Origin of the sequence: Paraglaciecola arctica (genome assembly GCF_018861065.1) — a bacterium.
GTDB lineage: Bacteria > Pseudomonadota > Gammaproteobacteria > Enterobacterales > Alteromonadaceae > Paraglaciecola > Paraglaciecola arctica_B.
On record NZ_JAHKQO010000039.1, the window covers coordinates 136,567 to 154,027 of the forward strand.

General features: G+C 40.4%; 14 protein-coding genes. 4 read left to right on the forward strand and 10 right to left on the reverse strand.

Features of this window, described 5'->3' with window-relative positions:
* Nucleotides 1-68 precede the first annotated feature (68 nt).
* From KO534_RS18240 to KO534_RS18250, 3 genes are all read right to left on the reverse strand, one after another.
* A complete protein-coding gene (locus KO534_RS18240) occupies nt 69-1,271 on the reverse strand; it encodes a flagella assembly protein FlgT middle domain-containing protein (protein ID WP_215931818.1) in 1,203 nt (400 codons plus the stop codon).
* 5 nt (nt 1,272-1,276) lie between these two features.
* The gene (locus tag KO534_RS18245; RefSeq protein WP_215931820.1) at nt 1,277-2,056 is read right to left on the reverse strand and encodes a flagellar basal body L-ring protein FlgH; all 780 of its coding nucleotides are present in this window, start codon (nt 2,054-2,056) and stop codon (nt 1,277-1,279) included.
* Between the two features lie 104 nt (nt 2,057-2,160).
* The gene (locus KO534_RS18250) at nt 2,161-2,946 is read right to left on the reverse strand and encodes a hypothetical protein (RefSeq protein ID WP_215931822.1); all 786 of its coding nucleotides are present in this window, start codon (nt 2,944-2,946) and stop codon (nt 2,161-2,163) included.
* A 421-nt stretch (nt 2,947-3,367) separates the two neighbouring features.
* On the opposite strand from KO534_RS18250, the gene KO534_RS18255 reads away from it, so the two are divergent.
* Entirely contained in the window at nt 3,368-4,297 is a 930-nt protein-coding gene (locus KO534_RS18255; RefSeq protein WP_215931824.1) for a LysR family transcriptional regulator, read from the forward strand.
* A 350-nt stretch (nt 4,298-4,647) separates the two neighbouring features.
* Nucleotides 4,648-4,947 (forward strand): antibiotic biosynthesis monooxygenase family protein, encoded by a 300-nt coding sequence (locus tag KO534_RS18260; protein ID WP_215931826.1) that lies wholly within the window; start codon nt 4,648-4,650, stop codon nt 4,945-4,947.
* A 256-nt stretch (nt 4,948-5,203) separates the two neighbouring features.
* On the opposite strand, the gene KO534_RS18265 is transcribed toward KO534_RS18260, so the two are convergent.
* The 7 genes from KO534_RS18265 to KO534_RS18295 form a co-directional block, all read right to left on the reverse strand.
* Nucleotides 5,204-6,313 carry a hypothetical protein gene (locus KO534_RS18265; protein WP_215931828.1) on the reverse strand — a complete coding sequence of 370 codons (1,110 nt, stop codon included), beginning with the start codon at nt 6,311-6,313 and terminating at the stop codon, nt 5,204-5,206.
* Nucleotides 6,314-6,670: 357 nt separating this feature from the next.
* Nucleotides 6,671-7,783, reverse strand: a complete 1,113-nt coding sequence (locus KO534_RS18270) for an alpha/beta hydrolase family protein (RefSeq protein ID WP_215931831.1) — start codon at nt 7,781-7,783, stop codon at nt 6,671-6,673.
* 197 nt (nt 7,784-7,980) lie between these two features.
* Entirely contained in the window at nt 7,981-8,979 is a 999-nt protein-coding gene (locus tag KO534_RS18275) for a cyclase family protein (RefSeq protein ID WP_215931833.1), read from the reverse strand.
* 5 nt (nt 8,980-8,984) lie between these two features.
* Nucleotides 8,985-9,623, reverse strand: a complete 639-nt coding sequence (locus KO534_RS18280) for a DsbA family oxidoreductase (protein ID WP_215931835.1) — start codon at nt 9,621-9,623, stop codon at nt 8,985-8,987.
* Between the two features lie 237 nt (nt 9,624-9,860).
* Complete coding sequence (locus KO534_RS18285) at nt 9,861-10,829, reverse strand: hypothetical protein (RefSeq protein ID WP_215931837.1); 969 nt, start codon at nt 10,827-10,829, stop codon at nt 9,861-9,863.
* Between the two features lie 312 nt (nt 10,830-11,141).
* Nucleotides 11,142-14,333 carry a M1 family aminopeptidase gene (locus KO534_RS18290; RefSeq protein ID WP_215931840.1) on the reverse strand — a complete coding sequence of 1,064 codons (3,192 nt, stop codon included), beginning with the start codon at nt 14,331-14,333 and terminating at the stop codon, nt 11,142-11,144.
* Nucleotides 14,327-15,205, reverse strand: a complete 879-nt coding sequence (locus KO534_RS18295; protein ID WP_215931842.1) for an ATP-binding cassette domain-containing protein — start codon at nt 15,203-15,205, stop codon at nt 14,327-14,329. The genes KO534_RS18290 and KO534_RS18295 overlap by 7 nt, the downstream gene beginning before the upstream one ends.
* A gap of 189 nt (nt 15,206-15,394) precedes the next feature.
* Between KO534_RS18295 and KO534_RS18300 the strand changes: the two genes are divergently transcribed.
* Both KO534_RS18300 and KO534_RS18305 read left to right on the forward strand, forming a co-directional pair.
* Nucleotides 15,395-16,762, forward strand: a complete 1,368-nt coding sequence (locus KO534_RS18300) for a sensor histidine kinase (RefSeq protein ID WP_215931844.1) — start codon at nt 15,395-15,397, stop codon at nt 16,760-16,762.
* Nucleotides 16,759-17,442 (forward strand): LytR/AlgR family response regulator transcription factor, encoded by a 684-nt coding sequence (locus KO534_RS18305; protein WP_215931847.1) that lies wholly within the window; start codon nt 16,759-16,761, stop codon nt 17,440-17,442. The genes KO534_RS18300 and KO534_RS18305 overlap by 4 nt, the downstream gene beginning before the upstream one ends.
* Nucleotides 17,443-17,461 lie beyond the last annotated feature (19 nt).

A 17,461-nucleotide genomic window follows, 5' to 3' on the forward strand; every position in this document is an offset into this window, starting at 1 on the left:
GCCAATTTAGTAAACACTTAGCTTGTCTGTGAATACAGAACTGCGGAAAATCACTGGCGCTTTTACGTCTAATACTCTGAGTTATTCTTTTCAATATAGGGGCTCGCAGGACTTACCAGATCATATAAATTTGCCATTATTGATGCATTAATGCTTGTTGAAGACACTAACGCTGTTTCATTATCTATCGACAAAACTTCTACCAAAGAGTTAGGTATAGATTGAATCATCATCATTGATATTCTGCTAACGTTGCTATTGGTCATCACTCGATTGAGTGAGAACTTGTCACCCACTTTCAATCCATGTTTACTCCCTAAATTAATAACAAAACCATCCCCAGTCTTATGTATTATTTGACCATATGATTTTGCACAACTTACTACTTCGTCAATATCAACTACGGCATAGCTGATGGTATTGAGAACAGCCCTTCCAAAATCTGATTGCCAAAAAATACTGCTGTTCATGTCAACTTCACTATTGATACCAAAGTTCCAATCCGCTTCCGTATGGTAGGAGTTTTCGTAAACGATATCTTTACGATAAATATCTAGTACGTATAGCCGAATGGTAAAATTTCTTCTTGTAGTGACATCTTCACCAAAGGTTTCCTTCTTTACGCGGTTAAAGGTACTGATGTCACGAACAACACCGAACACAGCATACTGATAACCCGTATCACGACCTAGAAAGTTAGCTTTACGTACAATTTCGTCTCTTTCTACGCCGTGTAATATGTTTGAATTGGTAAATGATTTATTTAGGAGAAGTAAATTAGGGTTGTTGGAATAGGACGCTAACTGTTGTTTAAACCTCTTTGTTGCATGATTTGGAAAGTCATATAAAGCGCCAATAGAAGCTTGTTTAGGTTTGACTAGTTGAAACTGGGTTATTAAAACTTTTTTCAAATATTTAGAATTATTGCAGCTTTCTTCATATCGAATGTCAGCCCTCACCCTAACAGTGAGAATATCGTTATCTACAGATTCGCTTAGCACCTCTCCCCTCTTAAGCATTCCTTGTGACTGGAAAACAACTTTACTGTTTACCAATAAACCGTTGAGCATGATTTCTTCGGAGGAAACCATTACACCGGCGTTAAAAGAGGCATCTGCAAACGCATTTTTAATTGTCATCTGTCTTACATCTTCAAACGGCGCATCAGATATTTTCATGTGAGCCTCTCCATGGATCCAGTTTTCAGAAAAAGCGAACTCTGACCATAGAAGCAACGTAATATGTAGGAGAAAAATGAAGTTTTTCATCATCGTACTTACCGAAAAACAGATAATATTTTAGCAATCAAGGACTCTTCTTGATTATCTTGGGGAGACCCATTGCCACTGTATTCAATTAAAGGGTTGCCTAGTTTAGTTGAACTTATGGTGTTATCTGAGCCAATATCTTCTACCCTTAGTTCGCCGTTTACACGGATATACTCAGCGCCAATATTTAGCTTTATCCACTTTTCACCTGAAACCACAAGATTTCCATTGGCTAATATTTCATTTACAAATACGTTTAAGCTTCCATTCAATGAATTAGACTGTTTGCTATCTGAAGAACTATTGAATGAGCTAGATTGGTTGTGATTAATGCTTAAATCATTGCCATCGACACTAATAAAGCCTGCAGTAACACGAGGGTCTAAACTCAATTGTGTATCGTTGCCTTTACTTAGGCTCTGCTGTTTATTTGCGCTGATTTGTTCTTCAAGTAACACTTGAACCATATCACCGATCTTATATTGACGCTTATGTGCAAAAATCCCCACATACTTGTTTTGATCAAAAAGTGAGCCCGTTGGTACCGTAACTGCTTGAGGGGATGTAACTCTAACGGGTCGGTAACGTGGATCACCTTGTTTAACTTGTGTGTCTTCTTTTGGCGTTGGAAGAGGGGTTGAGTGAGAGTCTGGACTTGTCGGTAAATCCAGGACGACCTCTTTTTCTGGGCTACTGGGAACAGTTTGGCATGAGGCCAACAATAGCGTCAAAGTGAAAACAGCCAATAATTGACTATATCCTTGCTCTCTTAGAAAACAGAAGTTCATAGTGGTTATCTCCAAAAAAATTAATTTAGCGGCTAGAAACATAGTGTCCTTCACGGTTTGTTCGTTAGCGTTGAGGTTTGATCAATTGACTGAATAAGTAGTGATTATTTGGATGTTATGCCACCCAAAAAGTGATTGAATGTTTCTTTGCCAAACTCGAAAAAGTTCTCAAATAGTGTATTTCCTGTTACTTCATGGGTAACCGCATCTGTAATCGCGAACACGGCCCCTGCCGGCCCGCCGATTAATAAACCGTTAGTCACTGAGGAAAACAGGTCTATTTGTTGTTCAACTTTGTCTTTAGTCTCAATGGTATTTTTGTAAATATCCGATAGGATTGGTTCGTGATTCATTACCCCTCTTACATCTTCAATAACGTTTCCATTAATACCTAAATTGGCTCCACTTGCAGACGCTAAAAAATTTGATGCAGCCGTTTCAAGCAAGGAGAAGTTTGAACTATTTGTTTGCAGACTCGCAGTACCAATATTGCTCGAAGCCTTATCACTTAAAAGTGATGCTTTTAGTGAGTCAGCTAAAACTTGTTGTAATGATGAAATATCACCGAGATCAAATTCTAACTTTTGCGTACCCTGTGAATCAGGTTGAAACACGCTCCTAGATACTTCCTCTACCATATCTAAAGCGTCATCCGGAAAAACACTAAGTTTGAGGGGGACTTTGTCTTTCAACGACTCTGCATCTTCGGTTTTTGGCGCTTTATCTGCATTTAAATTTGCAGGTTCCTCAGCAAAAGGATTCAAGTCACTTAATAAGTCCCTGAAATAGCTTAAGCTATCGGCGAAAACATTTGCATCATCGTTGGATTTTTCGAGATTTGCTTGTTGGTTAACATCATTAGCAAAATTAGACTCTATACCTTTCATCATCAGTAGTCCTTCCCATTGTCGCTCAAATTTTGAATGATACTAACCAGCATATTCCCTAAAAGATGTACTTAATTTTGCATAGACCTATAAGCGAACGCCTTACATCCTGTGTCTACTCCCCCTAAGATAAAGGGTTAGTACTTTGGACAGAAGTTTTCGATTGACTGAATACTTTATTGCACCCATAGGCCTGTTTTTATACACTTCACAGTGAGAGGTAAAAGACACTCTTAGCTTATTAAAGTAATGATTTGTATCATCTATTTAAAATGAGTTTAGGTAGTGTTTTTTTTGGTTGAGAGGTAAATCGTTGTTTGATTTTAATGCCGCTATGGAAGCAAAAGCTCTAAAATCGAATGAGTAGTTTTTAAGTTACGTGATACGGAAAACACGTAGTGCAAATAATAGGTTGTACTTTTCAATGACCCTCGAACAGTTGAAAGTTTTTGCTGCTGTAGTTAAGTTTGGCTCAATAAGAGCCGCCAGTACTCAAATATATAAATCCGCCCCATCTATTAGTTCCGCTATTAAAGCTTTGGAATCTCATCTCGATTTAAACTTATTTTCGAGAGACGGTTATAGACTTATTCTCACTGAAGAAGGACATGATTTTCATGTAAAGGCACTGCAAACCCTTAGGTCAGCCAAAGAACTTTACTCTTCATCTAGACAGAAAGGTAATAAAAAAAAGAACCAACAAATCACCATGTCAATCGATGCATTTTTCCCCCAATGTGACGTTATTAATTTGATTGAAAGTATCCGTGAGGACTACCCAGATATGCAATTGAGAATGACAACCGAATACCATGGAGAGGCTTTCAAGAATATAATTTCAGATTCTGCTGACTTAGCCATTACTCCCCTTAGAGGTAAAATTGACGAAAATGTTGAACTCAAATACGTATCTTCGGTTCGAATTATTCCCGTCGCTGCCCCCAATTCAAAAATTGCTCAATTATTATCTCCTGTTAGTTCAATTGATGTCTTAGATCACACACAAATCGTTATTGGTGAGCCCAGTAAAAATATTAGCGAACTGGCGCTATCTAAAGAAAAAGGGGCTAAAACCTTTTATGTAACTGAGATGAGCACTAAACGAGCAATGATTATGTCAGGTCTAGGTTGGGGTGAACTGCCAGAACACTTAGTGGAACAGGAAATCGAAAATGGGAGCCTAGTTAAACTCAATTTTGATTCGCAACTTAAGAATTTTTCAGAACATTATTTAGTAAGGAAAATGGATTTAGAACATGGCCCTTTAGCCAACAATATTTGGACGTCTTTAGATTGTACTGGTACTGAAAAGTTACCTAACTCAAATAAACAGAATGATGATTTACCTACCTAGGGCGTAATTCGACTTTTCTGAGTGATTCATAGAGGTCGTTTCGTTCTGGCGATCTCTAATCATGTTTACAATGAACATCCTGAACTCTTTCATTTATAGTTCTCTAGCGGAAACATCAGGCTGCTTCACGTCGCTCAAAAGTTGAACTGATTAATGAGCAAGGTAAGCCACACCCTTGCATTAAATTAGCCTATAACTAAAATCTACTATTACCAAAAGAGCCCTAATATTGTTAAAATATTTACTCGAAAACCTATGAATATTTGAAATCTCAAAGCCTAACGTTTTGATTTCATTCAATACCAAAGCATAGCCTTAATCAATCTTAGAGACCTTAAGGAAACACAACTTTGATACAAGTCATTTATCACTGGACAGTGGACCCAGAAAAGTTCCAGCACTTCCAAAAGGTTTGGAAATCCACCACTAATCACATTCATCAAAATGTAGAGGGGGCTTTGGGAAGTAAAATGTTCAGATCAATCGAAAACCCGAGCGAAGTTAAGACAATAGCCAAATGGCGCTCGTTGGACGATTGGTCGGCATTTTGGGAAGGTGAAAACCCAAAAGAGATGTCAGAGATGCGCCTTATTGGTCACCGATCTGCAGTAGACGTGTTTGAAGAGGTTGAAGACCAAACATACAGCTAAAAGCTTTTTTCCGACGGGAAAAGGAAATTCAGATATTGAAATGCAGTTTGCCCTTACAACGCTCAGAATTAAATTCATTGAGTATCTGGCATCGAGCGCTGATCTCAACAAGGTTAATCTGAGCATTTATGAAATCAAATTGATTCTGAAGCGACAATTCAACAAACAAGAGACGTTACTGAAAAGACTTTCATAAGCACATCATAAAAGTAGCACCAGCAAATCTGCAAAATGCTTTTTAAAAGGACCTAGTGATTTAACGTAACAGTACTTTTATCACTCCACCTTTATACAAACCCAAAAAAAGAATCGCCTCGTCTCCTTCATACAATATATCCATAGTCCTTACGCCACCAAACAACGTTTGACTTGGATGGGTGAATTGTTGCCATGAATTGCCGTTGTCTTGGCTAATTTCCAAAATCAAAGGCTGAGGCTCATCAAAAACTTTGTTCCAACCTGCAGTATAAAAATGATCGTTAAATCGTTTATCTTTGACGAAATCAAAGAAAAATCGGGAGTCATCATCAAGGAGCAGCGGTGTCCAGGTTTCCCCTAAATCACTAGAGGTAATTAGACCGCCTTCGCCAGAAACAAACAAAGTATTGTCATCATTCTCATCAAACTGAATTTCCTCAATGGTGCTTGGCATAGGGAGCAAATCGGTTAGATCAATAAAGCTTTCAGAATTGTTGCTTAAGTCAACTCGCTTTAATAATGGATTTTCAATCGCACCTTGGCCACCATAAAACGCGACGTTTTGGTTAGTCGAATAGGAAACTGACCTCATTCCAGAACCAAAACTATTCCAACCACCAGAAACCACTTCCCAAATTAGTCCGCGATCGTTTGATCTAGCTAAAACTTCTATTCCTGTAGCAAAAAGAGTCTGCGTAAGTTCATCCCAATCCATTCGATTGACTTGTTCAGCGTGGTTACTATTTTCAGCTCCAAAATTAGCTCTCAATTGAATCCATGTCTTACCACCATCAAAGCTTTCACTGAGAAAATTGCTTCCTTTGAGTTGGGCAGAGATCATAAGGTGCAAGGTATCTATTTCGATAATATCCAAAACATACCAATCTTCGGGAGTCATTAATTCCCAACTTATTCCCCGGTCAATTGATTTGTAAGCACCTTTATCAGTCGCAACTACAACACCGTCAGAAGTAACCAGTACTCTGTTACTAATTAGTCCGTCTAAACCGATGTCACCAAATTCTACAGTTATTTCAGCGAATAACGCTTCTTCAGAGTCACTACCACATGCCCCTAATAGCAAACACACCAACAACATTCGCATGTGTTTTAAAAAACCCAACTTTGGTTTGAAATTTAGACTTTGGGTAGGTCGTTTTTTTATCATCAGTATTTTTCCATTCTTACAATAATTGCTTGTAAATTAATCTTTTTCACGCTTTCAATTTGTCGACATCGCACAATCCCTTATGACCTTGAAAAGACTCGACATCCTAATTATTAGTAGGTTTGATGAAGTCAATATCATTGGCTCTAGATCAGACCCCATTAAGGTAAAAATTTACACCCAACACTCATCCTTGTTATCAGGGTGACCCGTACAATTTTCATTTACAGTTAGTTTGTCGGTCTTATGCCGCAGTTTCCTTTGTTATTCTGCCAAAACTTAATACTTAATTTTCTGCCATTCGTTCTAAATCTATTACCAAACGTACATTTTTTCATGACATCTATTAGTTGTGAGCTACTCCCCTTTCTCAGGGTCGTTGTCGGAGTATGTAAGCTCAAGGATCCAAGCAGTTATTGTTTCTAAAAATCCTGAAACGAAGCGTTTATCTAAGGTTCCATACTCATCTCTTTTTCCAGATTTAGCTTTTTGAAAGTAGTGATTTGCGTCGTCAAAGGTGACAAATTGATAGGGTGCACCTGAGACAAGCAAAGCATTTTCCATCCGATCTTTATTTTGCGCTATCGTCACTTGCAGGTCTTTGCCAGCAAACAAACTCAGAACAGGAATATTTAAACGAGAATAATCCATCGCAGTATCATGATAGAGGTACGAGGTGAGAGAAGGTAATGCATACACAATCTCAAATTCCCTCGTTTTGTTTTTTGCCATCTCTCTAATTTTTTGGTCCTCTACACCTTCGTTAGCTAGTTGATGTGACATGACGGCAACGGTAGTTCGTTCAAATTCCTTAAGCGCCTGGGCAATATTTTGATTATTTTTTATTGCTGACATTAACCTGTTATGAGCTGAGACTTCGGCTTCAATAAGATGCCTGCTGATTGAAGATGAGTCATACTCGTGCCTGACTTGATAAAGAACAATATCAATAAGCGGGACCGAAGGAGCCCCCATTAAAACTACGCTTTTAATATCACTACTATTTACCGCTACATTGGCACTCAATATTGCGCCTTGACTGTGTCCAAACAAAATGAAATCTTTAAATGGGTAAATTTCCGAAGTGTTGAAAAAATTGATTATCCCCTTAAGGTCCTTGGCATGATCTTGACGTGTAGCGGTTTGAAAAATGCCTGAACTTTCCCCCACACCACGGTCATCATAGCGAAACGAAGCGATTCCTTGTAGCGCGAGATACTCAGCGATGACTTTAAATACCTTGAACCCATCAAGGGTTTCATCCCTGTCCTGAGGACCACTTCCCGAACTGAATATCACTAGAGAATCAACCTTGTTTTCATTAGGAAGGGTTAACGTGCCCCCTATTTGCACGTTATTTGCTGCAATCAGTAGTTCTACATCTCTAAACTTAGAAATATCTGACCTAGCGCTAGCCTCAGTAACTAAGGGAAAGAACAAAAAAAGCGCCATTAAACATATTTTAATCATTTAATTTTCCTGTCTGGTGTTTAAACCAGTTTTATTGGTAATAAGCCCACTCATCCTAGACCCTCTAACAATCGCCCAAAAGATTTCACGAGCCTTCGAATAAAATGAGAATGTATAAATCGCAGTCAACCTAAAAGGAAACAACACATGTTGGTTCACTATGAGCTATACAAAGCAGCATTAACGCCTAATTTTCCTTATTGCTTTTTGAAGGGAAAAGCAATGGGCCTAATCGGTGCAGCGTCAGCCCCTCTAAATTTTAAAGAGCCTCCCACAAAAGCGAATTGGTATGTCGCATCGCGGGATAACGTCTCTAAGTTCGCAAGCTCAATAATAGGAATGCCCTTTTGTGCCAACAGATAGGTGTGTACTGGAACGTAATTCCCTTCTACTTCAGAAGGAAACGCCTCAAAACTGAGGTTATCAGCGCCAACTATCATCGCTCCAGCGTTTGCTAAAAATGCAGCGGCTTCCATTCCCAATCCAGGACTGTTGGCCATATATTGTTTTGCAGTCTGAAAATCTCTCATTCTGCCTGTACGGATCATTACGACATCACCCTCTTGAAGTTCAAGATTTGAAAACTTCAGTGCTAACTTTAAGTCTGCTGCTGTTATACGATAATTGTCAGGCAGTACATCTAGTTGTTTAGCCTTAGGAATATCTAGAAGCACACCTCTAGCCACAATTGGAGGAATGGTCTCAGCACCGGTCTTTTTCCAGCCTTTATCTCCTAGGTATTCGTCTGCAGAAAAGTGATTATAAATTTCACCGTTTATACCAAAATGGTTCAATGCATCGATATGGGTTCCACTGTGGGTATACATCGAAATGGCGCTGCCGGTGTAACTCACGTGAGAATTGACATCGTGTCCCATGCCTAACACGTTATCTACCACTGACCCTTTGGGTGTATGGGTCATCCAAAATTGATACTGCGGATCGCCAGCGGCCTGCCAACTCGGCATACCCACAAAGTAGTCAACGGAGAGATCATAAGCCTTTGAAAAGTTAGCCTGTGCCATCACAGCAGTGCGTGACTCTGGCGAAATAAGATTTAATCTTCCCAGTTCATCATCCTTACCCCAAGGACTTGTTCCAACTTGCTGTTTTTGAAAAATGTCGGCTTTTAGATTCAAACTCATAAGGAAGAAAATAACTAACACTACCAAACGGACTATTTGTATAATATTCATGATACTTACTCCGAAACAACCGATGCTGAAATTGTTGAAAATAGTCGTTCTAACTGCCCTAGGGTCATCGCTTGCGAGATAACCTGCCTACCATCAATGACAATAGTAGGAATTGTTTTGATACCAAAAGTCATGGCTCTCGCGTTATCTTGTTTAACAAGTCGGCCGATGTTTTCGTCAACAACTAATTCTTGCAGAGCATTTCCATCCAAACCTATTTCGTGTGCTATAGCCAATAAAACATTGATGTCAGCAATATTTCGACTTTCACTTAAGTGCTCCTTTTGGATTGCGTCAAACAGGTCCCAGTGAGCCTCTTGACCCCACAATATTTCTGCAGATTTAGTGAATAGCGCTGCTTGATAACCACTGGGATAGTCAAACTTAGCGGCTTTCATACCCTCTATATTGATGGTAGATGGATCATCAGCACTGGTTTTGCATGCTTCCCAATGAGATAAAATTTCATGCTTGGCATTTTCCATCGAGCTAAACCTCTCAATCATCTCTTCTTTGGATCGTTGTAACACAAAGCTTCTATGGACAACGTCAACATTGAACTTTGTAATTATCTTGCGTAATCGCGGCGACATTATGTAACACCAGCCACAAACCGCATCATGGTAGAACTCAACTTTTATCATGTGGTATCCCTCAAATTAAATAACGTCGCAAATAGTAGGGACTGACGTACAAAAATTAAAATGACTTAAATTGCCCATATACAGTGAATAAATTCATACAACGCGCTTTATTGGATAGCATTTATCAATACCAACACTCACATTTTGTATTTGGATTTCTAAGGTCACATTTCCTTTTTAGGAGCGCGTCTACAAGCCTCTCCCTTACTTCCCTTTGCAACCGGTTAAAATGAATAATTAAGAATCCAGGGCTAAAACGGCAGCACTAACAAGTTCCGAATCTGAAGAGGATTGAATAACGCGGTTAAGATAATCTGCGGCAATTTTTGTATTTTTATCGTCGGCTATTCTGATTAATTGCCGAGCATAATCTACATTTTCATAGGTGAATAATGAAAACTCTGCTAACAACACTTTTAGTGCGGATATGCCAGCTTCAGGGGCAAGTCCTTTTTCTTCTGTAAAATGAACTACCAGCTGACAAGCGTTTAACCACTTTACGTTGTCGTACCATTGTCCAAAAATTCGATTCTTACATGCCCTTAAAAAATAGCGTTGAGCCTGAATATCATCGCCTAATGTCCAATAATACTGGGCGACCCTCTCATTGACGAAAAAGTCATTGGGATGGTTAGCAATGGCCTGTAACGCTAGCTCTTTACCTCTAGTAAAATTTTCGGAATTTTGCGCTAGGTTTATTTGTGCAATATAGCCCCATTTTTGGTCGATAGAAGCTATCTCTTGAGTTACTTTTTGTTGGTGGCTAATTTCCTCAGTTTGCCCCAAAGCAGAGGCTCGCATTACCATAAACTTGGGACTCGTATTGGCAGCAACGCCGGCTTGTAATTTAGCTTGTAAGGCTTTGTTGTAATAACCTCGCTTTCGAAAAATATTCACTTGATGACCAATACTCCGCCAAGCTTCGGCTGCAAAAGCATGAGTTCGAGCCAAACTAGCATATTGAGTCTCGTAAACAGTCAATATTTCTATTGCCGCGTCAATATCTTTAAGCACAATCTGGTAGGCAACGTTTAACTCAAATAACTCTGGGGTCATTGCCTTCTTCGAGTGTTCAATGAGCTTTTTCGCTAAACGGGTATCCCCTTGTAACAAGGCTTGAGATGCCATTTCTAGTTCATCAGAGCAGGCGGGAGCAAGGGTTAATAGCCCAAAACAAAGGGCACACAATACAGTTAAAAATTTCATTGATATTACCTAGCTATTAATATTAGGGCCTTATGATGGTCTTCCATACTCCATACCTACAAGAGTTGAATGACGAAGTTCAATAAAACCATGACCAAAGAGGGTTTGAAAATTGTCGTTGTTACCAGATTGTGGAAGCAAACCGCGACCACAACCATTTAGGTTTGGTGTCAAAACTCAACCTCGTTCACCTATTCGAAAATCCTACACCCCTTATTAATTAGTCATAGCCAACCTGTTTTTGCTTAATTCCGATGAATGAAAACGCCATCAAAATCAATATCGGGGTATTCGCAATTTTCCGCTCTATGGTTAGTTCAACCAGTCAACAACAGGCTCCGGACGTACCAACAACCTGTTTATGAATGCACGCTTAGTAGGTACTTGTTTGATAAGTTCATTGACAAAATCCACAGAGCTAACAGGATGAAGTGGATACCTGTGATCTACCATGATTTCTGATAACGCCGCAATAATTGGCGCGTCGCCGAGTTCCTCTCGTAGTCGAGAAAAAACGATTGTAGCTCGAGAGTATTTATCGTGTGGGCTTTGCGCATTTACAAGACTAACTGGTGCCTCTCGGTTATGGTTTTCTGCATGTAAAAAACGTTGCGTTTCATAATCCACCAAGGCTTGCATCGCCTCTTTGCCGTGATGCCTTTCTAAAAGAACAAGCTCAACATATTTTGCCATGGATTCAACTAAAAACGCGCTATCTTGTTGTATTCCGTTTCCAAGAAGATGACCAAACCACTGGTGCGAAGTTTCATGTACAGCCCGTCGATAGGTATGACTAAACAGATGCCGTTCATCCTGCTGAGATCTAAAACCTACTTTACTGCCAATAAGAATTAATTGTGGCAAAGCAAAGCCTGTGGGAGCAGCGTCTGGAGACTCGACTAAGGTTAAGGTATTACCGGGAAGTGGACCTAAAAACGAAGATAAGAATTCAACTGTTTGCTGCATCGCATCTAACGTTATAGCTAGGTTGCCTTCATGTTGTGGGAAATATGCGACTTGCAATAAGAGTTCGCTAACCAGGCGGGTCTCTAACTCAGCTGGAGTAGCGATAAACGCCTGAACCCGATGCACAGCAGACCCAGTCTCGTAACGACGATAAACACGCCCCCGCTGTTCCCACTGCGCGACTAACTCTCCCTGACTAAAACTTTGATATCCTTTGGGTACCGATATGATCGTGTTTAATAACGACCATTGGTACCTATCTTTTGCTCGGTCACGAACCTCTAGTTTCTCTTCAGTTGTTTTTAGGACACGGGGGCTAAGTCCGTACTCAATGCGCAAATCATTATTGCTAATTTCTCTCACCGCTTGATAACCAAGTGCTGGAAAAAAAGGAATGGCTCGCAAATAAACAAACTCAGACGTAAGTATCTTGTGACTTTTAATCGCCTGATAACCACTTTGCTCTAACACTAATTTAAAGGTCAACTTAGTTTTTTGACCTGGTGCTAGTGCCGTGTCCAATTTAAACACTCGTTGCCCTTGAAGTGCATCGTAAATAACGTCTGCTCCCTGTTCCAATTGGATAGACTCAAGAGGACTTCGCCAATCTTCACTCACAAGTATTTGCTGAATCGGCGTATTGTGAGGATTCGACAAGTAATAACTGCCAGCAATTTCAGCTTTTCGCTGCATCGGATACAGGTCAACTGTTGTCGTCACCTTATCAATGTTTGGTACAAGTTTATCGTCAAACTGACTATAAGAATTTTCATAATTTGCGAGTAATTGTAACTGCTTAACTGCGGTTAGCCGATTTCCATCTCTCAGGAGTTCATCATTTATATGACTGATTTGAGACATGGCAACACTAAGCACCACAAATAACGAAACGCCATGTCTAGATATTTGTGACGACCCATTTCTTGCTTTGCTTAGCGTCAAACTTAAAATTACCAATGCACAGCTGACCAATAACCAAAACAGAGCGAATGCCCAAAACCCTTCTTCATAAGGCTTATACCCTAAGATTGAATCTATTCCTTGCAATGGTGTAGTGAAGGGTTTGAATAACGGGTGGTACAAACCCAGTAGAGAAGGTAAAGGTGTAAACTCCAGCACTAAAATAAATACACAAATACTTAGGGCGACGATTCTCTGTCGTAGCAACGACAACAATGCCAGAAAAGCCACTCCTTTGGCCGCTAATGGTATACCAGCGTACACCACAAAATTCCCATACTCCGACAACTGGATAGCGCTGTCACCTATCAACTGACATATTAACGAAGCTAAGCATGTCAAGAATAGAAACAATAAGAGCACGACCATAAGCAGGACTAAGCGACTGAAAAAAACCAAAACAAAGGATACCGGCAATGTTTCGCTAACCAATGCGAAATTATAGTGGTGGTCACGCCACGTAAGACTATAACCGACAAAAAGCAATAACATGGAGCCAAATAGTGGAACGAGATCCCACATAAAACGGTTGATTGCTTCCATAGTCAAGCCTTGCAAACTCGCTCCCATTTCTGCGACATGCAGTGAGGGGTATGTCTCAGCAAAGATAGTTACCACCCAAACCAGTCCTAGGAACAACGTTCCAGGTTGTAGGAGCAGTTGACTAAACTGTAGTCGTAGTAATGCAAAAAACTGCATATTGGGTTTTGTCTCACACCTGAAAAATTCTAAATTCCCTGCTTCTAACGTATTAGATGTGTGCAGACTGGTTGATTTTTTGGTGTTTTTTTTCGGCTCCGAAATAATAAGTGTTGCCCATCTTATTGCGAAAAACACACCTAAAACCGATGCAGCGACTACAATAAGGCGGTTAAGAATAACCACTCCCCAATTGATGTCTTTTGTAAATAACGCTGTGAGGCCGAACCAATCCAAATAACGCCAGATCCAATTAAGCAATGGATCTGGCGCTTGTGAACCGGCCATAAGAGGGGAACCAGTAGCGCTTGCCATCGCCATATAACCTACGAATAGGAATAACGCAGCCAAATACAAAATCACCGGTGGAGCTGACAAGTTTCGTAGCAGCCAAAAAAGACTCAAGAAAAACATTAGTGCAGGCAAAATCAGTACTATTAAAAGGCCTTGTAAACGCAAAAACACGTCAAATTGCAGTAATAACGCTGGCATAGACTGTGCCTGTGCAAGTACGCCCATAAACACGCCGCACACCGCGGCGATGCATATAACATAGATAGATATTAGTAAGACTGAAACGACTATACCTTGGCGTTTTTTTTGGCTCAGAGGTAGTACTCCAACTAACTCAGACATGTTACTTTGTTGTTCACGAAATAGGGCTGAGACTGCCAACAATGCAGTTAACCATGGCAGTGCCATCATACTTAATGAACCTACCACTTGTTGTAAATGAAAACGCTCAAACAACTCCGATTGAGAACTGTTAATCCCTTGGCCAACGAAGTAACCGAATAGCGGAGCAACCAATAACAAAATTAAAAAGAGAGGTTGCCGCCATTGCAACCGAAGTTCTGATAAAAGTTGTAGTTTCAGCATAGGTCGCCCCCTAATGTCACCCCATTAAGGTGTAAAAAATAGCGATCTTGCAAACAAGGCTTAGCAAGTTTCATTTCGGAATTAGGTTGCACTTCTGCATAAACCCGACTAACTGGCACACCGTAATGTAAATTCTGGGACAAAATGGTTGCTTCTGGTGACACGTCAGATGCGTCCATAGTCCCTTGCCAAATTTTGCCTTCTAATGATTCAAACAACGAAGATGTGACGCCATTAGCCACGATCTCACCAGACAACAAAATATATGTTTTGCCGCACAGATGTTCAATGTCCTCAACTATATGAGTAGACAACAACAACATTCGGGTTTTAGCCACTTCATGAAGAACAGCATGTAAACGTAATCGCTCTGCAGGATCCAAACCTGAAGTTGGTTCATCTAAGATAAGTACCTTAGGATCACCTAACAAAGCCTGAGCGACGCCAAAACGTTGCAGCATTCCCCCAGAAAAATAGCGAACTTGGCGATGTGCCATGTGAGTTAGATTAGTTAAGCTAAGTAGCTGTTCGATTTGTTGCTCTCGCACTCTGCGGTCGTTTAACCCTTTCATAATGGCTAAGTGCTCAAGCAGCCCTCGGCACGAGATATGAGGATAGACGCCAAAATGTTGTGGCAAATAACCTAACTGACGCCTCAATAAATTAGGTGTTTCGCTAACATTTTCACCATCCAGTAAAAGTGTTCCACTATCAGCAGATTGTAAGGTAGCAATAGTGCGCATCAAGCTCGACTTGCCAGCTCCATTTGGCCCCAGCAGTCCTACCATACCTGTACCTATTTCCATAGATACATTGATCAAGGCCTGTGTTCCATCTGCATAAGTTTTACTAATCGACTCGAGTTTTAACATAATGCCTCCTATTTATTTAGAGGAAGAGTAAAGCTCTATTGTGGGTATAAAAAGTCAATAGTGTTCAACATATGACTTTTGATGATCGACGCAACTTTCATCATCGAAACCACCTTGTTCGTCAGACAAAAAGTGACAGTGTGCAATGGAGTCGGTAGGATTAAATCACTTGTTTTATAGAGGAAACTCATGGCCCAATCGAACTGGAAAAGCGTAAAAACTTTTGGACTGTCATCGCTACTACCATTATTCACAGCCCTAGCGATAGAGCTTTTTAGTAGCCTACAGGTCATAGTCAATGAGGTTGATGTTTTTCCCTCGTCTTTGGGATTTGGAGCAGCGTTGCTTCAGGCCCTTAATGTCGCGGTGACGACACCTAGGTTTTGGATAATCGCAGCGGTATTAACGTCGCTAAACGGATTGCACCTTGCTTATCAGCATGTTTTCAAACAACAGATACGTGCCAGTTGGCTTCGCTACTTAGGCTCCCTAGACATTGCACTAATTGTTTTGCTAATAGCGTGGGTATGGATCATGACAAGTATGTTTGTTTTCAACCCCGATCCTATGCGCAGTCAACCTCTCGAGCCTAAATTTGACATAGGTTTAATGGTGCAACAATGGACCTTAACTCTGGATTATTTCTGGCAATTTACGGTAATGGCAGCGGTTGTCTTTATCTATTATTGGATGAATCGATACCAGTTCATTCGCAAAGTGTTGCAGTGTCTTGGTGTGTATATTTACTTGCTCAGTAGTATCTTATGGTTGTTAATTACCTATCCAATTTTTGCTCTTTTAATCTTGCAATTACCTCTTAACATACCCGAACAAACACTGTTACCGTCAGAGGATCATAATATTTTTGCTGGCATGAATCTTTTCACTGCAGCCACAGTCTGGGCACTTAGCACTCCCTTTATTCTCGCTTTCGAAAGGCAACAAAACGCCAAAGAAGTAGCGGAACTACAACAAGAAAAAGTAAAAGCTGAGCTCAAAATGTTACAACAACAAGTCAACCCGCATTTTCTATTCAATATGCTCAATGGTCTTTATGCGCTTTGTTTGACAGGGTCACCCAATGCTGCCCCAATGCTTTTAAAACTGTCTGACTTGTTGCGATATTTGGTCTACCAAGGTCAGAATGATCGTGTGGCACTATCCGAAGAGCTGTCTTATTTACAAAATTATGTTGAGCTTCAACAAATGAGGATTGGTCATCGCTGTCGGGTAAATTGGACAATAAATGTCAAAGATGAAGGGATTAACATTGCTCCAATGTTGTTGATCATGCTAGTAGAAAACGCCTTCAAGCACGGTATTGAGCCCAACCCTCAGATGGGTGTCATCGAAATAGACGCGAAAGTTGTAAAGGAAAGGGAATTTGTTTTTCGTTGTTGCAACAGTGTTGCTTCAACATCTACCCCCAAATTAACCAGCGGTATTGGTCTTAAAAACTTAAGGCGTCGCCTAGAATTGACCTACGGGAGTCAGCATAACTTGCGCTCTGAGCAAAGTGGCTCTCGTTGGATTGCTGAATTGAGGATAACACTATGAACACTATTATTATTGACGACGAGCCCTTGGCTCATGAAGTACTGCTACACCATTTAAAACAACATAGTGATATACGAGTCGTTCAGCAATGTTTTAACGCGACGGATGCGCTAGCTTATCTTGCCCATCACAATGTCGATTTGATCCTATCAGATATTAAGATGCCAGGTCTCTCTGGACTAGACATGTTAAAAGTCATGGGAAATCGCCCCCACGTTATTTTATGTACCGCATTCCAAGAGCATGCGTTAGTCGGTTTCGAGTTAGATGTTACTGACTATTTACTTAAACCCGTCAGCTCCGAGCGCCTTACCCAAGCACTTGCAAAAGTTAAACAACGACTGCAAAACGTTGTGCATAAAGTCGAGCGTAAGAGTTTTATTATTCGCGTTGACCGAGAAGATCGCAAAGTCTGGCTCGACACAGTTGAATGTTTTGAAAGTTACGGAAACTACGTCAAAGTGTGGCAAGACAAAAACTATGTGCTTACTCAGGGGCCACTCAAAGAGATATCCCATGCTTTGTCTCCAGAGGATTTTATACAGATACATAAGTCTGTTATCGTAAACAAAGCCGACATTATTGCTAAAGACAGCAATACACTCACTTTGACCAGTGGCCGTAAGGTAAACATTGGCAAGTCTTTTAAGACTGTAGTGGCCGACCTATGGAACAGTTAATTACACTCATTTATTTCAC

What these genes read in the sequence shown, in the direction of transcription:
- KO534_RS18255 (WP_215931824.1), top strand. Translation starts at nt 3,368, where the DNA reads ATGACCCTCGAACAGTTGAAAGTTTTTGCTGCTGTAGTTAAGTTTGGC.
- KO534_RS18275 (WP_215931833.1), bottom strand. Translation starts at nt 8,979, where the DNA reads ATGAATATTATACAAATAGTCCGTTTGGTAGTGTTAGTTATTTTCTTC.
- KO534_RS18305 (WP_215931847.1), top strand. Translation starts at nt 16,759, where the DNA reads ATGAACACTATTATTATTGACGACGAGCCCTTGGCTCATGAAGTACTG.
- KO534_RS18245 (WP_215931820.1), bottom strand. Translation starts at nt 2,056, where the DNA reads ATGAACTTCTGTTTTCTAAGAGAGCAAGGATATAGTCAATTATTGGCT.
- KO534_RS18240 (WP_215931818.1), bottom strand. Translation starts at nt 1,271, where the DNA reads ATGATGAAAAACTTCATTTTTCTCCTACATATTACGTTGCTTCTATGG.
- KO534_RS18250 (WP_215931822.1), bottom strand. Translation starts at nt 2,946, where the DNA reads ATGATGAAAGGTATAGAGTCTAATTTTGCTAATGATGTTAACCAACAA.
- KO534_RS18280 (WP_215931835.1), bottom strand. Translation starts at nt 9,623, where the DNA reads ATGATAAAAGTTGAGTTCTACCATGATGCGGTTTGTGGCTGGTGTTAC.
- KO534_RS18300 (WP_215931844.1), top strand. Translation starts at nt 15,395, where the DNA reads ATGGCCCAATCGAACTGGAAAAGCGTAAAAACTTTTGGACTGTCATCG.
- KO534_RS18265 (WP_215931828.1), bottom strand. Translation starts at nt 6,313, where the DNA reads ATGATAAAAAAACGACCTACCCAAAGTCTAAATTTCAAACCAAAGTTG.
- KO534_RS18295 (WP_215931842.1), bottom strand. Translation starts at nt 15,205, where the DNA reads ATGTTAAAACTCGAGTCGATTAGTAAAACTTATGCAGATGGAACACAG.
- KO534_RS18270 (WP_215931831.1), bottom strand. Translation starts at nt 7,783, where the DNA reads ATGATTAAAATATGTTTAATGGCGCTTTTTTTGTTCTTTCCCTTAGTT.
- KO534_RS18290 (WP_215931840.1), bottom strand. Translation starts at nt 14,333, where the DNA reads ATGCTGAAACTACAACTTTTATCAGAACTTCGGTTGCAATGGCGGCAA.
- KO534_RS18285 (WP_215931837.1), bottom strand. Translation starts at nt 10,829, where the DNA reads ATGAAATTTTTAACTGTATTGTGTGCCCTTTGTTTTGGGCTATTAACC.